Here is a 16897-nt window from a genome sequence, read left to right on the forward strand (position 1 = left end):
TAAGGCTCATTTAGGTATTAGCATTCAACAATTAAAAATCAGCATTTATAGCTCATGGTTTTAATTTCAAAAATCCCACTACCCCAACCACCCTTCTCTATCCAAACTACGATATTGAATGGCTTCGCTTATATGGTTTCCTGAGACTTCTTTGGTGTTCTCTAAATCTGCGATTGTTCGAGCAACTTTTAAAATACGGTCATAAGCTCGTGCAGAAAAATTTAGTCTTTCCATAGCGTTTTTCAACAGTGCTTTTGATGCTTCATTTATTTTACAATGCTCACGAATCTGCTTTGTGTTCATTTGCGCATTGTAATGCACATTCTCCAATTCCTTAAATCGCTCTGTCTGTAATTCCCGAGCTGCAGTTACCCTATTGCGAATTTCAACACTGCCCTCCCCTTTACGCTCTTCAGAGAGTTTCTCAAAGGGAACAGGTGTTACTTCGATATGAATATCGATCCGGTCCAATAAAGGCCCGGAGATTTTTCCTAAATAGCGCTGCATCTCAGCCGGAGAAGATGTTACTGGTGCATCAGGGTCGTTGAAATAGCCACTGGGACTCGGGTTCATACTAGCGACCAACATAAAACTACTGGGATAAGTCACTGTAAAACGGGCTCTTGAAATAGTAACCTCTCTATCTTCCAAAGGTTGCCTCATTACTTCCAACACACCTCTTTTAAACTCTGGGAGTTCATCCAAAAAAAGTACCCCATTATGAGATAAAGAAATCTCACCTGGTTGCGGATATGCACCTCCACCAACCAAAGCAACATCAGAAATGGTATGATGTGGTGACCTAAAGGGGCGTTGACTCATGAGTCCCATATTCTTGATCTTGCCTACCACGCTATGAATTTTGGTTGTCTCAAGTGCCTCATGCAAGGTCATCGGCGGTAAAATAGAAGGCAAGCGTTTTGCCAACATCGTTTTTCCTGAACCTGGCGGGCCAATCAGAATAATATTGTGTCCCCCAGCTGCGGCAATTTCCATACAACGTTTAATACTCTCTTGCCCTTTAACATCAGAAAAATCAAACTCAGGAAAATCAAGGTTCTTATAAAATTCGGCTCGTGTATCAACAATTGTTTCTTCTAATTGAGTCCCAACATCAAAAAAATCTATGACTTCTTTGATGTTCTCTACCCCAAATACTTTTAAATCTGAAACTATAGCTGCTTCCTTGGCATTGTCTTTTGGCAATATGAAACCAGTAAAACCCTCTTCACGGGCCTTCACGGCAATGGGAAGAGCGCCTTTTATGGGCTGTAAACTACCATCTAAGGACAGTTCTCCCATAATAACGTACTTCTCCAAGTTTTCTGATTGTATTTGCCCTGAAGCAGTTAAAATGCCCAAGGCCAGTGTTAGATCATAGGCAGAGCCTTCCTTTCTTAAATCAGCCGGAGCCATATTAATAGTGATTTTTTTCCCAGGTATTTTATAACCATTGTTAAGGAGGGCAGCTGCAATACGATAGTTACTCTCTTTGATGGCATTGTCAGGAAGACCTACCAGATGATACCCCACTCCCTTGTCTACATTAACCTCAACCGTGATTGTTGTGGCCTCAACGCCAAAGACGGCACTACCAAAAACTTTTGTAAGCATACTTCTATTAATTCTGTAGGCTTAAATGTAAGTAAAGATTTTATGATTTGAAGAGCGATGTCAAATAAAAAATTACTCGACAGTAATTGTATTATGTAGTGAAACCGGCCTCCCGTAAATTGAAAAGCCTTCTAACTTAATTTCATAAATGCCCGGCACATCTGAAGTGAAGAAATCGAACTTATCCCCTGAACCCTCAAGTTTTACATTGGGTTCCCATAGTAATTGATATCGATAATCTGGAACATTATTATTGTCATTTTCCTGCCCCAAACCATAGTGTTGTTTAAAATATTTTTTGTTTTTACCAGGTGGTCTAAGCTGAAGTTTTGTCAAATAATCCTCGTTGGTCGTTTCGAAATAATCCTTGTTAAACGTTTTTATATTGATTAATCCTCGATAACCTTTACCCGCAAGTTCAAACTTGTCCCTTACCACCATTATTTGTTCAATAATTTTAGAATCTAGCTCTACAATTCGTTTATGGCTTGTTATCAACATCCCATCAATAAAAACCAGGGCTCCTTGTTCTGGGCCTTCATAGGTGTCGAACAACCTAACATTAAAGATGAAATTATCGGGACCGTCCCTTCTAATAGAAGCAAAAGGCATAATTTCAACCATAGTTTCAATTAAGGTCGGAAATCTCGTATAATCATCTAAATTATACTCTTCTACTTCACTTCCCCAAAAAGGATTATCGGATTCGCTGGTAATAAGTGTATCAGGTCGTGCTTCGAAATAAGCATTTTCTATTTGGTTATGAATGCTTCTTTTCAATATCGACTTCTTCATTGTTGAGTCAATACTGAATTTTTTAAATTTAAGGTCCACAAATTTAAACGATGGTTCCTCTGTAATTTGAACTTTCAGCCCTTCCCTATCACCATCAATTAGCTGAGCGATAATCAGTGGTTTGGTATATTTTTGAAATACGTCAATATAAAACTCCCCGTCCTCATCTGTAATTGCTGCTTTCAACTGAAAATCATCTCCGGGAATTGAAATTGCCACTATTCTATCTGCTATACCAATATCTGGACTACTCGAGATGACTTTGCCTAAAACACGCTCCCCTAGCACCTCTGGAAGATGATTTATGTTTTGGTACTTAGGTAATTTTCCCTGGGTCAACACGCTATACTGTTCAATAAACTTTATTGGGTCTTTTCCCAATAATTGTGTTTTGAACTCCGATTTTCTTCGAACTGAAAGAAGGTAATTACCATAACCCGATGCACCTCTGAAATTTTTAATGTTCAATGTTACCTTGGCCCGCTTTGCATACTCCCTTTTATCAGTTTCCAAAACAAATCTTTTGTCCTTTTCCGCTCTCTCATCCGAAGAGTATGTGCTTACATACTCATTTGATTTCATGCCACTATCAAGTATTGCGCTCTGGTTACTTTGATATGGGTTTATAATGCTTATATCCTCATGAAAAAAAAGATCCTGACTACCGTTGAGCATCCATTTTGTAAATCCAATAAGCCTATAATTACCGGATGGCACTGAAGTAGGAACAAAAAACTCTCCTTGGCCTTTACTATTTTTTAGGCCAATTTTATGCTTAAAAACTGTTGTGCCGTCCTCAGAGACCAAATGCACATAAGCCAAGCTACTAATATCACTCGGTTGCTTGGTTTTATCGTTAAGACAAAAAACCGCGTAGTATAAATATTCTCCTGTAAATAATAAGGTAGTATTAACACCTACATATACCTTTTCGCTGTCATTGCCCTGGTACTTATCATATATAGAAAGAGATTCAGATTGACCATTGACAATACAGGCCATTAGCCCTGCAATAAAAAATAATAAGATGTTTTTGGTGCTCATTCTTAATATCATATTACTCAATCCAAAAATCTGGTACTATATTACTCCCCAGTTCAGTACAATCCCCGCAAACCCTTGGCACGGCAACGTACGGTCCTTCACATTCCTCAAATGGCCCCACTACCTCTGTTACGTACGCAACTAGGTTTTCATCAATTAATTGAAGTAACGAACGCCCGCAACTCCGATGTGGAAAGTCTGCATTATCATTACACAGAACATCATGCTCAATTTCTGGTTGAATAAAATTGTTCTCACAATCTATCGGATAATCTGGCAGTTCAGCATCGGGGAAATAATCCTCGTAATTAAAAAATAAACGTTTTGATGATACTGAGGCAACCTCAAAATATCCAAGAACCAAGTTATTTTCGGAATCTTCTGCCATCATATTACCTTCCAAAAATCCTGGCTGACTATCAGAAAACAAGTTTTCAGAAGTGGAAATATCTTTTAATGTACTGAAATAGTTATATGCATCAACGGATTGAACATACTGTTTAACCAGAATACTATACCTATGTGAAATTGCAAAATCATCTGCAGAAATAAATTTTATAGGATGTTTTTCAAAATTATTTTGGCTCTGTTGAGCAGTGCTACCCAATATGATTTGATTTGATTTTCTGTTCCCATAACAAATCTGCTGTTGGTCATCTCTAACTACAATATCAAGATCATATGTTAAAGGCCAACTGCATGGGTCATAATTGGTCAACTCAAAATCCAAACCAATATACTTAGGTGCTACAATTTTGTATGTTTCTTCATATTCGTATCTAAAAAGAGCTGATGTATCACTACTTCCGTCTACAGAGATAAGTATACCAGCATCACCATTGAAATTTTCACTTTTATCTGCCCATAAATTACTCACACTTGCAACTCCATTAAACGCCTCAACTTTTGAGCTATACTTTTTTCCTTCATTAGTTGAAATCATTAGTTGGTATCCAACACCTGCTTGAGCAGCAAACTCATTATTAGAAATATAATGACCTTCCTCGGTTTCATTAAACAAATATTCATTCTGCAAATTATCTACTATTGTAACGGTCGCCCCACTTGCCTTGGCAATACTATCATTCTCTAATTTATAGGCATAAGATAATTTAACTTCCTGATGCTTTATTTCGTTCGTCAATAATGCGTCTACCACTAAATTTTTTCGGTTGGGGATAACAAAATCAATAGACTCTACGCAAGCATTAAACCAACCTACAATAATAAACACGCACACAAATCGAACTACGCCACAAACCTTATCAGCAGTGACCGTTCGTTTTTGTTTACCCATATTTTTGTAGTTGAAAATCATCTAGAATTTAAAATTATATGTTATTGAAGGAATTGGTATGGAAAAAATTGAACTTTTATAAGCCTTTACCTCTCCCTGCTCCGAGACAAAAAATACTGAATAAGGATTGGCCCTACCCAATACGTTGTAAACAGAAACATTCCAAAAGCTGTGGGCAAACTTTTTGATTTTATGATTTCCTTCTATATTAATTCCGATATCCAATCTATAGTAATCAGGAATACGAAATTCGTTTCTGTTACTATAAAACACATATTCCGAATCCCTGAAATTATATTGGCCAATAGGATAAGTAATGGGCCTTCCCGTTTGATATGAGAAATTAACTGAGGCACTATAACGCCTGGTGAATTTATAATTAGCTACCAGACTAAGGTCATGCGGCTTATCATAATTGGAAGGGAAATAGGCACCTTCATTTATTCTTTCTTCGGCAAACTGCCCATCAAATCTAATCTCTGACCGTGAATAGGTATAACCCAACCAACCGTTGATTCTACCACTGTTTTTTCTTAAAAGGAACTCCAACCCATAAGCTCTTCCTTCCCCTTGAAGAACCTCAGTCTCTATTTGGTCATTCAACAAAAGTTGAGCTCCAGTTTTAAAATCGAGAATATCAGTGGATTTTTTATAATATCCTTCAAGGCTCAATTCATAATTATTGTCGTCAAAATTCTTGAAGAACCCTAAGGAATATTGACTGCCTTTTTGTGGTTCTATATTCGAATCGGAAAGTTTCCATGTATCAATTGGAGAAACTGTCGTTGTGTTACTCAAGGTATGAATATATTGGTACATACTATTATAACTGGCCTTGACCGAGAAGTCAGGAGTAAATAAATATCGTGCAGATGCCCTTATTTCAGGTCCACCGTAAGTCTCTATTACTTCATTTTTCCCGTAGCTGGTAGTACCAAGAAATGTTCCCTCATTTTTTGGCTGATCAGCAATATAATTCCTTTGTTCAGATTCACCGAGTGCAGCAAAAAGTGAATAACGAATACCTGCACTCAATCCCAATTTTTCTGTTACTTGAAAATTATCGCCTAAAAAAATGGCGGCCTCTAGACCACGTTCCTTAGGGATTGATGAAGAATTTATTACCGACTCTGAGCCCAAAGGTTCAATATAACCTGGTTTAATCGAATACAATTTTGCAGATAGGCCGTAATCAATAGTATGAAGGGAATCTGGCAAATAATTAAGTTTTAGCTTAAGCTCGGTTTCATCAATACTGTAGCCCAGGTTAAAATCGTTATTCGATAACCCATCATAGTCAATTTCAAAAGCATATTCACTATTGTTAAAAAGCAAATGGCCGCTATTTTTCTCATTAAATCTATGGTTCCATTCCAAAGAAAACAGTCTATTACTATATTGGTGAAGAGAATCTGTTGTAATACTAAAACTGTCTTTACTATAATGCCCAGTAGCTTTGATACTATTATTTTCGTCTATCTCATGGGTATAATTTGCAATCACATCGTAGAAAGATGCTTCACTATTTTTAAGGTCTTCATTTTCAAGGGAACGAAGTATCCAATCGGAATATGCTCCCCGTCCCCCAATGACCAATGAAGATTTTTCCTCAACTATGGGAATTTGCAAAGCAATATTACTCGTTACAGGGCCTATAGAAGCTTCACCGGTAAACTTCTCCTTATTACCATCAATCGTCGATATATCGAAAACGGATGACAGCCTGCCCCCAAATTCAACAGGAATATTTCCTTTATAAATTTGGACACCTTTGGTAACAAACGGATTAAGTGCCTGAAAAATTCCAAAGAAATGAGTAGGGTTATATATCACCGAATTATCCAATAAAACCAGATTTTGGTCTGTTTTACCCCCTCTTACATTTAAGCCTGTAGCTCCTTCCCCTGCATTAGTTATTCCTGGAAGTTTGGTGGCTACAGAAAGAATGTTTCGCTCACCTAAAACCAGCGGAATGTCTTTACTCTCTTCTGCAACAATAATAGTTGTTCCAGTAATTTCTTCTTCTACATTTTTTCTTTGATCAGCCTCAACCACAACTTCATCCAACTGTTCTATTCCTTCCTCTAAATCAAAATCCAATTGCCCATCGCTATAGATGATTACTCTCTTTTGTTGACTTTTGACTCCAAGCGCTTTGGTTTCTAAAATATTCAACCCTGGTGGCAAATCAATTTCGTAATAACCATCAACATTGGTTACGGTTCCTATTTTTCCATTCCTCACAAGCAAGGTCAAATCCCTAATTGGTCTTCCCGTCTCTAAATTCTTTATATATCCAGAAAGACGGTAGTTTTTTTGCCCATTTCGTAAACTTTCCTTACCAATGCGTACAGTTTCAACCTCAAGTATTTCATCTGTACTATTCTGCCCATAAAAAACAGGGGTGAATATATTTTCCTGGGGTGCTTCTGAGATAGTAATCAATGTATCCTGTATTCCCTTTTTGAAGAAACCTCCCGGTAATTCATCGTAAATAATGTTGTTCTTACTCAGGATAACCTTTTTATCGTTTAGTACATAAAAATTTAAAGAAGTGTCTTTGAAGAGCTTATCAAGGATTTGATTTAGTGTGGCTTCTTTAAAATTACCTGAGGCTGACTTATCGACCAACCAATCGTTCAAATAATAAAATTGATAATGGGTAGATTCTTCAATTTTAGCAAAAACTGATTCAATACTGATTTCATTGAAGGAAATGGAAATTTTGGTAGTATCCTGCTGAGCCATTGCAAGATTACCTAAGAAAAACAAATAGAAGACAAATATGACCCTTTTCATCATTAATTAATCTTAAGCTACTTCGTATGGAAATCAGACAAAGACAAGTTTTTTTGTTGTTGAGTTTTAAAGATTTGAATGAGCTATTGGTTATCTAAAATAGGGAATAAATGACAATACTCAAAAAGTTGATTTCGCACAGCGATTATGGCCTTAACCATCTTCTCGTTTTATTTCACCCTAAAATCTGTCTTTAAAGAAATAGGTATTCCATCCTCAGTAATCCCCTCAACACAAATTTCAAAAACACCATTAACATCGGAAGTATAAAAATCTATTATTTTGGAGTTTTCCTTGAGTTCAATCATTGGAATCCATAGTAATTGGTACCTAAAATCGGGCAAATGGTCAATACTCGTATTCACCCCCTCTACATATTCCTGATGAAAGTAGCTTTTTTGCCTTAATGGACCGAACATTTCATAGGCGCCTATCTCCTCGTTTTGGTATAATGAGGGAAACGAGCCATCTAAGGTTTCAAAGGCAATCACGCCACTATATGATTGGGGGCCCATTTTTAGATTACGACTCATTACACTTATTTTCTTAACCTTTCGGGCATCATATTCCAATATACCTGTATGATCTTGAAGCAAAAGTCCGTCTACCATGACCATAGGCTGTATCCTTATTCCTGAAATATTCTCATACCCTTTGATTTGTAACTCTGATTCACCGTTAGAACTTTTAGTTGTCTTGACATTATCCACCACTTCTAGTATAACCTCTTTAATAGTGTTAAACCGCGTATAATCGTCAAGATCGTATACCTGATTATATTTTTGATAAAATTGCTTTGTATTGTAGATGGGACTAAAAGTATCTGATTTTACGTCTAAAAAAGCGTTTTCTATCTGATTATGTATACTTCGCTCTACGAGTAATTCTGCCATTTGAGGGGAAAATTCCAAACTATTGAACTTAAAACTTGGTACTGACGGGGATTGGTTATTCCCCATTATTATTTTATTCTTATTTCCATCCTCGCTTAAAATCTGGATATGAGCAGAACTTTGGTCGGATACTTTATCCAAATTAAAGTAAAACATACCATCTTCATTTGTTTTTGCAATTTTAATCACATAATCTTTTCCTGGTATCGATAAAGCCACTTTTTGATTACTGACAGAAACATCGGTCGTTTTGGATATGACCTTGCCAAAAAGGATTTCCCCTCTTAACTCCGGTAAATAAATGGAATCGTTGCCAATTGGTGAATTGGGGCCCAACCTAGAAATACTTTTCAAGAACATTTCTGCACTCATCGGTACGGGAGCGGTAATCCCATCTTTCTTTCGGACTGAAATAGAATAATTTCCATACCCTCCAGTATCATCAAGGTTCTGTATTGTAAGCCGTACCTTTGCCCGTCTACTAACGGTTGCTCTGTCCGTTTTGATATTAATTTTATCAAAATCAGTCCTGGAGTCTTTCTTACCATCATTGATTGGATCATTGATGGTAGAATCGACCTCAGATGATTTTATTTGTTCCGAAATTAAATCTTGGTTTTTATGAAAGGGATTAACAATATTGATATCGCTTTTAAAGAAATAGTCGGTACTACCGTTCTTCATCCATAAGGTATATCCCAGTAACTTGTAATTCCCAGTGGGAACTGATGTAGGGATAAAAAAATCTCCCTGGCCAACGCCCGATTTTAGCATTATTTTATGTCTAAAAATATGCTCTCCATTGGCACCAACAAGTTCAACGTAGGCAATTTTGCTTAAAGAACTTAGCAATTTCGAGTCGACATCCAAGCAATATATTGAATAATATAACTGTTCCCCAGCCAATAATAAACTTGCGTTATGATGAATATAAACCGTCTCCCCATGTAGTGCATTGTACCCATTAATGTGTTCACTGTTTTTGACCACGGCCTGTGCATGAAGTACCAATGTACCCAACAACAATACCGCTAATAACCTTATTTTAGTTAAACTCATTTTTCATAATCATTAATCAATCCAAAATTCGGGAACCTCTGATTGTCCCAATACGGTACAATCCCCACATACCCTATTGACCACAAAATGGTTTTGAAAACCATCTGTTAGATAAAACATTACTGTCCCATCATCTAATAATTTGCGAAGTAGAGCAGGATCCGGGGAAGTTTCAGCACAAGCATCTATAAAGCGCGGAAGGGGTTCGTTCGGGTAAAAATCCCTATAATTAAAAAACAAACTTTTGGTGGTTACGGAAGTAACATCAAAGTAACCCAATACCTTTTCATCTGGATAATCTTCCGAGTAGACATTACCACTAAAAAAACCAGGTTGTGTCTGTGATAAAATATTATCCTGCCCTGAAAAATCTTTCAATGTTTCTAAATAGGTATGTGTCGCTCTAGTAATTGCGAACTGTTTTACCCAAATACCATAGCGATGTAATAGTGTAAAATAATCATTGTTATTAATGAAACGAATTGGGTATTCAAGCGATTCTTCTAAATCGCTGCTCTTTGTACTATTAAAAATAATGGTGTTGGATTCGTCTGATTTATAGCAAACTCTTCCTCCGGGGGGATCCTTAGGTACTTGTATGGTTTCAAATTCATTTATCCATTGTAACGTAACATCCGTCCATTTGGGAGCAATGATTTTATACATTTCTTCATATTCATATCTGTAATACTTTGTTTCATTGTTCGGAGGGTAAACCACATTTATTGACATCCCCTCTTCCCCAACATCATTGAAGGTTTTTGTTGCCTTCAAATCAAAAAATGGGTCTGAAGGTGGTGCCATTGTAGGATCTGAAGTATAATTTCTGCCATCAGTTGTGGTAATGAGCAATTGATATGATACTCCTGGTTGGGCACCAAAAGCAAAAGTTGAAACATACTTGCCTGGCAATACCTCCTGAAAAGGATATTCTACCATAGAACCATCAACTACCTTGATTGCGGCCCCTTCTTCCGGTGCTCGAACAAATTCCTCAAATTGAAATGTGCTGCTCAAGTGAATTTCCTGATTCTTGACCTCATCAGTAATTGTCGCATCGATTACCATAATCTTCTCAAACAACTGTGTTGTGGCCTCAAAAGGTTCTACACACCCATATACCAGCAAGCATAACACCAACATTTGGGCATAATGTTTAACAGTTGTATTTAATGGGCAGAGCCTTGACATTTTATTTTATATTAGAATTTAAAATTATAGGTTATAGTAGGAACAGGAATAGAGAATATGGAACTTTTATAAGCCCTTACCCGCCTATTTTCTGTGACGAAAAATACCGAATATGGGTTATTCCTGCCCAATACATTATATACTGAAATGTTCCAAAAACTATGGGCGAACTTTTTTATCTTATGGTTACCCTCAACATTAAAGCTAATATCCAAACGATAATAATCCGGTATCCTGAATTTATTACGATCACTATAAACCACAAATTCTTCCCCTCTGTAGACATAATTACCTATCGGATAGGTTATAGGCCTTCCTGTTTGATAAACAAAATTGGCAGAGAAGCTATAGCGTTTGCTTAGTTTATAATTGGTGACCAAGCTTATGTCATGGGGTTTATCAAAATTAGCAGGGAAATATTCCCCGTTATTAATCTGTTCGTCCCTAAAATCACTATCGAATTTAATCAGTGATCGAGAATAAGTGTAGCCTAACCAACCATTAAGCTTTCCTGAATTTTTCTTGAGTAGAAACTCAATACCATAAGACTTCCCCTCTCCTTGGAACACCTCTGTCTCTATTGCCTCGTTGAGCAAAAGCTCAGAACCAACTTTATAGTCAATAATATCGGTAGATTTCTTGTAATAGGTCTCTGCACTCAACTCAAACAAGTTACCATCATAATTCTTGTATATTCCCAAAGAAAACTGATTGGCCTTTTGTGGCTTTATATTTAAATCTGATAGTTTCCAGGTATCTGTTGGGGATACAGTGGTGTTGTTTGATAAGGTATGAATATACTGAAATGTGTTCCCATAACTTGCCTTAACGGACAAATCCGGGGCCAAGAAATATCTTGTAGACAATCTGAATTCCGGACCGCCATATGTTTTGATTGCTTCATTTTTGTCGTAGTCACGAACTTCTACCAAGGTATTTTCAGATTTGGGCACGTCCTCTTCATAAACACGTTGCATTCCTTCCCCCAGTGCTGTGAACATTGAATATCTAAAACCTAAATTCATCAAGAACTTTTCGCTTATTTTAAATTCATCGGAAATAAATATGGCTGATTCAAGTCCTTTTTCCTTTGGAATTGTAATGTCTTCTATTATTGATTTATAATTTCCAGGGTTCACCTTGTATAACTTACTTGAAAGGCCATACCCAAAATTATGTGCAGCGCTATGGTTGTATCTAAACTTGAGTTTAACCTCTGTCTCATCAATATCATATCCTAAATCAAAATCGTTGGGGGAATTGTCATCAAATGCAATATTGAATTTATAATTGCTGTTCGATAGCAACAGGCTTGAACTGTGCTTTTTATTGAATCGACGATCCCATCTCAGGGAAATCAATCCATTACTATACCCGTATAATGAATCTGAAGTAATATTGAATGCATCTTTACTATAATATCCTGTTAATCGAACATCATTTTTCTTGTTTATATTATGGTGATATTTGACTATTCCATCGTAAAATGAAGCATTGCTTTTTTTCAACGAGGCGTCTTTTAATGAGCGCAATATCCATTTTGAGTAGGTTGCCCTAGCCCCGACCAATAACGAGGCTTTATCTTTTATCAATGGGATTTCAAGGGTGAGATTACTGGTAACGGGTCCTAAAGAAGCTTCACCACCAAACTTTTCCTTGTTTCCGTCCTTGGTATTGATATCAAAAACCGAAGATAATCGACCCCCATATTCTGCAGGGATGCTTCCTTTATAAATATTTACACTACCTGTGGTAAAGGGGTTTAAAGCTGAAAAAATTCCAAAAAAGTGAGCGGGGTTGTATATCAAGGCATTGTCCAAGAGAATCAAATTTTGATCGGTTTTTCCCCCTCGCACATTAAAGCCCGAGGCCCCTTCCCCTGCCGTTGTAATCCCTGGTAAGGTAGTTGCTACCTTAAGAATGTCTCGTTCGCCTAAAACCAATGGAATGGTCTTTATTTTTTTTACCTCAATCTGAGCTACTCCAGTAATGGCCCTATCAACATTTTTTGCTGCATCTGCCTCAACAATTACCTCATCCAAAACTTCTAAACTTTCGTTCAATTCAAAATTCAAGTTACCGTCGTTGAAAATAATTACATTCCGCACCAATTTCTCAATACCAAGAGTGCTAAGTTCTAATTGATTATAGCCCGCAGGGAGTTCCAGTGAATAAAAACCATTAGCGTCAGTCATAGTACCAATATCACTTCCTTTGACAACAATGGCCAGATTAATAATCTTTTCATTGGTTCGCGTATTCTGGGCATAGCCACTAAGTAAAAACTTTCTTGTTTTATTATTTGGATCCTCTTTTCCTACCCTAGAGGTTTCAATGTTCTGGGTTCCTTTGCGTTCCATAACAAAAATAGGCGCTGGTCTAGGTTCTACTTCAGTTACAAATGAACCCTCTTCTTCATTGGCCCTAAAATTCTTAAGTAAATCATCATAAATGAGCACATTGCGAGTCAATACAATCTTGTTTTCAGAGGTTATATAAAAATTAATCACTGCATCCTTAAAAAGATCCTTTAGTAAATCCTCAATGATGACATTTTCATAGTTCTTTGTCACGGTTTGATTTTCTATCCAAGTATCTACATAATAGAATTGAAAACCAGTAAGCTCCTCAAGGTTGTTCAAAGCATCATTTAGGGTGATATTTTCAAAATTTATCGATATTTTGACAGGAGCGTCTTGAGCTTTGGCTACTTGAAACCCTATTAATAAAATGATATAGATATAATTCTTCATTTCAATTCAAGGGTCTGCTCTGTGGATACTAACCTATTCACATGTTCCAATAAAAACAATAAATAATCCTCTTGCTCCATTCGACCAGAAGATTTTTTGGAATGTGTATTTAATTGTCTTTTGTACTTCGGAAAAATGTCAATAATATCTTTTTTCTTCTCCACTCTATAATAGACGTGGTCGTACATCACATAATAACTGTTATCATCAATGAAATCATGGTAAACCCATCTGTCACCTAAACGATCCAATTTATCTTTTCTATGCTTTTTATATAGTTTTAATTGACCGTAATCGTTTAAAACTTCGAAAAAACCATGCAAACTTTGATCGTTGTTACCATAAGTATTTAACTTAACAAATGTGATTTTTCCAATAATGAACTTATTTATTTTATCATTTTCAAGTCTTAATGTTTTGCGCCCATTAACAAGTACCACATCTTCATAAAGGTCATATTTCAACTTAACCAAATGATAAGGCTGTCCTTCGTAATAAAGTGTGCTGAGATGGAAACTTCTATTCATGAAAAACTTATGTTTACCATTGTTCATTCTATATTTCTCGACCTCGATGACCCCATTGAAAAGATTTGTCCTCTTTGCATCTACAGCCCTATCGAACCATAAGTAACCATCAGTTTCTTGTATTTGAGATTGGGATATTACAAATGAACTACAGAACAGGAATACACATAGCACTGCATTTTCCTTGCATTTAATATTTCTATTTATACTTTTTTTGAACAGATTGATGAACTGCATTCTTACAAATGTATTGCGCTTGTAGACGACCTTTTACAAGGTACATATTATAGAATTAAAATAAGATTTATTCAACAAAAAGGTTTTATTAAAACCTCATGGCACCCTTAGTAAGTTTAGCCCATACATTGGTCATGAATAAAAGACTTTTGCAGTTCATCCAACCAGGATATATTTTGAATTATTTGTGGTTGTTTAGTATTCCTTTTAGAACCATTTCTCTAAGGTTTGAATGTTAGGAGGGATTTTGAGGTTTCCTTGATTTCCTTTTCATTCAACAACATCTTTCTAAATTTGCCATTTACATACATTTCTGCCTGATCTTCATAGTGCTCACTAAATGGGTTGCCAGATTGACCTGTAGGCAAGATGCTCATACTGTTCTCAACATCTGAAAAGTCGATTACCCTTCTTGTAGAGGGGCCTGCGGACACTTTGTACATTCCAGTTTCATCATATGGGAAGGCCAAATTATTAATGACCTCACGTGTACCATGAATGGGATATGGTCCAACATTAAAAAAAGAACGTAGAGCTGCCACCTGACCAATTGGGTGAGGGTGCTCTATAGTATGCACTTTGTCCCAAGTCCAATCATTTAAATTGGGGCCATAATCCTTTTCTAAAGATTCCAAGGCTTCAATAAAAGATCCATTCACAATTTGTGATTTTGATTCAATCTTATCTTCGGTCAATGTGTTATCCCACCAAACTGATTCTGCCTTAGTTGCCATAGGTGCAATCATTCTTTTATGTAAATGTGTAGAAAGCAGTTGCTTAAACATTTCCTGGCCCAATTCATCGGAAAAAGTATTCTTTAAGAAGAAGAAAATCCAACGATGGTAAATCGCGGGTTCAACATTATTTAATTTGTACTCTCCATTCCATGCCTTGAGTTTATCCAGTTTTAATATGTAATCCTCAGAAAGGGACTTAACATCGATCAACTTACTCAAATCATCTACCACATTCGGGTTTACAGCCGATGTAACATCTGTAATCATTTCTTCAACATCCTCTTTTGCCCAATCATTTTTGGGTTCTAAAAGATTCACAATACGTTTTGCTCTATTCTCTGGTAAATAATAACCTGGATATTGTATACCTGAAATAGAATCAGGTTGGTTATTCGCTGAATATACATACTTCCAAGGCGGATTTATTGCTTGAGGATTCTCCGAAAAGTCCAAATAACGTTCAGGAGCGTTCAAATCAGAGCTATCTTTTAAGACAACCTTAGTATTGGCACTATTATCATCTTTATACAATTGCGCAGTTGCCCACCAAGCTACATTACCTTCAGCATCGCCATACATGATATTCAGACCAGGAGCATGAATCTTTGGCAATTCACTTTTAAACTCATCAATATTTAAAGCATGTGAAATACCATACAAAGCATCCATTACATTGTTCTCTCTTTGCGTGTAAACCCACCACATCGAGATTGGCCTTTCTCCCTTTATTTGATCGGCGATTCCATTTAATATTGGTCCATGTTCAGTTTTTTTATAGCTAAATTCATATTCAATGGAATCTTTTATCTTAATTTTTTTTGTTACCGTTTCATAAGCAGCCCATCCATTTTTACCCTTATATTTTTCTTTTTCGGTTGGATGTGTTTCCTCATAAAAGAAATCAACATCATCATTTTCGAACATTGTCATTCCGTAGGCCAATTTACGATCATGCGCAAGCAACGGAAATGGCACCCCACCAAGATGATAGCCATATTTTTCATAGTTAGGTGTACTGATATGGGCTTCATACCATACAGAAGGTTGTGAGAATCCAATATGAGGATCATTCGCAAAAATCACTTTCCCGTTTTTTGTCTTCTCTGGTGCTATAACCCAACTATTACTTCCTTCAAATAAAGGTAAGGACAGCTCACCAAGGGCATCTGAGACCATAGCAGTAATATCGTTAAGTATAGAATCAGATTTTTGTTCTTTATGATTTTGTATCCATTCGGTTTTGGTATCAACATCAATTTCCAAATCCTCCAAATATGCTGCGCCAAGTTTATCTTTTATATTCGAAATTAATGGGTCGGTTTTGTGTGCCATCGCAAAACTAAAAGCCATGTAACCCACCGTATTATAAATATCCTCTAATTCGAAGGGTTCTTTTTCTAGACCAGTTAAATAAAACTCAACAGGTGTCGCACCTTCTCTAACGAATTCGTTAACACCATCTAAATAGGCTTGCGATAACCTAACCATTGGACTATTTTCATTTAATTGGGATACAGTTGTTTTCGTAGCTTCATCAATCCCAAGCGATAAAAAGAACTTATCTGTATTCAACATTTTGCTGCCAAACACTTCCGATAGCCTTCCTGTCCCAATTCTTCGTAATACCTCCATTTGCCATAAACGGTCTTGTGCATGAACATATCCAAGGGTCCTAAAGGCATCTGTCTCGTTCTGGGCATAAATGTGGGGAACACCATAGGTATCAAAATATACCTCAGATTCACTTGATAAACCGCTAAGGTCTTTCTGGCCTTCATAAGTCGGTGCCAAACTATTTATTGAAACACCTGCAATTACAACAACAATTGCCAATATTACTAACAGGATCAGTCCAATTTTCTTAAACTTCTTCATTCTTTTGGTTTGGGTTCAAATCGAAAGATAGAACTATTTGAAAGATAAAAAAAGCACCTCGAAAGGTGCTTTTATT

9 protein-coding genes are annotated in these 16897 nt (G+C 36.5%); all 9 read right to left on the reverse strand.

What is annotated here, in order from left to right; all coding sequences use genetic code 11:
- Positions 1–78: 78 nt before the first annotated feature.
- A complete protein-coding gene (locus tag FB2170_RS13385) occupies positions 79–1614 on the reverse strand; it encodes a YifB family Mg chelatase-like AAA ATPase (RefSeq protein WP_013307109.1) in 1536 nt (511 codons plus the stop codon).
- 72 nt (positions 1615–1686) lie between these two features.
- The gene (locus FB2170_RS13390; RefSeq protein WP_013307110.1) at positions 1687–3453 is read right to left on the reverse strand and encodes a hypothetical protein; all 1767 of its coding nucleotides are present in this window, start codon (positions 3451–3453) and stop codon (positions 1687–1689) included.
- Positions 3454–3466: 13 nt separating this feature from the next.
- Complete coding sequence (locus FB2170_RS13395; RefSeq protein WP_158306096.1) at positions 3467–4750, reverse strand: DUF4249 domain-containing protein; 1284 nt, start codon at positions 4748–4750, stop codon at positions 3467–3469.
- A gap of 21 nt (positions 4751–4771) precedes the next feature.
- Positions 4772–7549: a TonB-dependent receptor gene (locus FB2170_RS13400; protein ID WP_237701134.1), complete on the reverse strand. Its 2778-nt coding sequence runs from the start codon at positions 7547–7549 to the stop codon at positions 4772–4774.
- A 170-nt stretch (positions 7550–7719) separates the two neighbouring features.
- The gene (locus FB2170_RS13405; protein ID WP_013307113.1) at positions 7720–9501 is read right to left on the reverse strand and encodes a hypothetical protein; all 1782 of its coding nucleotides are present in this window, start codon (positions 9499–9501) and stop codon (positions 7720–7722) included.
- A 12-nt stretch (positions 9502–9513) separates the two neighbouring features.
- The gene (locus FB2170_RS13410) at positions 9514–10692 is read right to left on the reverse strand and encodes a DUF4249 domain-containing protein (protein WP_041632868.1); all 1179 of its coding nucleotides are present in this window, start codon (positions 10690–10692) and stop codon (positions 9514–9516) included.
- An 11-nt stretch (positions 10693–10703) separates the two neighbouring features.
- A complete protein-coding gene (locus FB2170_RS13415; RefSeq protein ID WP_013307115.1) occupies positions 10704–13445 on the reverse strand; it encodes a carboxypeptidase-like regulatory domain-containing protein in 2742 nt (913 codons plus the stop codon).
- A complete protein-coding gene (locus FB2170_RS13420; protein ID WP_013307116.1) occupies positions 13442–14209 on the reverse strand; it encodes a hypothetical protein in 768 nt (255 codons plus the stop codon). Before FB2170_RS13420 ends, FB2170_RS13415 begins: the two co-directional genes overlap by 4 nt.
- A 221-nt stretch (positions 14210–14430) precedes the next feature.
- Positions 14431–16821, reverse strand: coding sequence for a penicillin acylase family protein (locus tag FB2170_RS13425; RefSeq protein WP_013307117.1), 2391 nt, complete (start codon positions 16819–16821; stop codon positions 14431–14433).
- Positions 16822–16897: the final 76 nt, after the last annotated feature.

The organism is Maribacter sp. HTCC2170 (genome assembly GCF_000153165.2).
Classification (GTDB): Bacteria; Bacteroidota; Bacteroidia; order Flavobacteriales; family Flavobacteriaceae; genus Maribacter_A.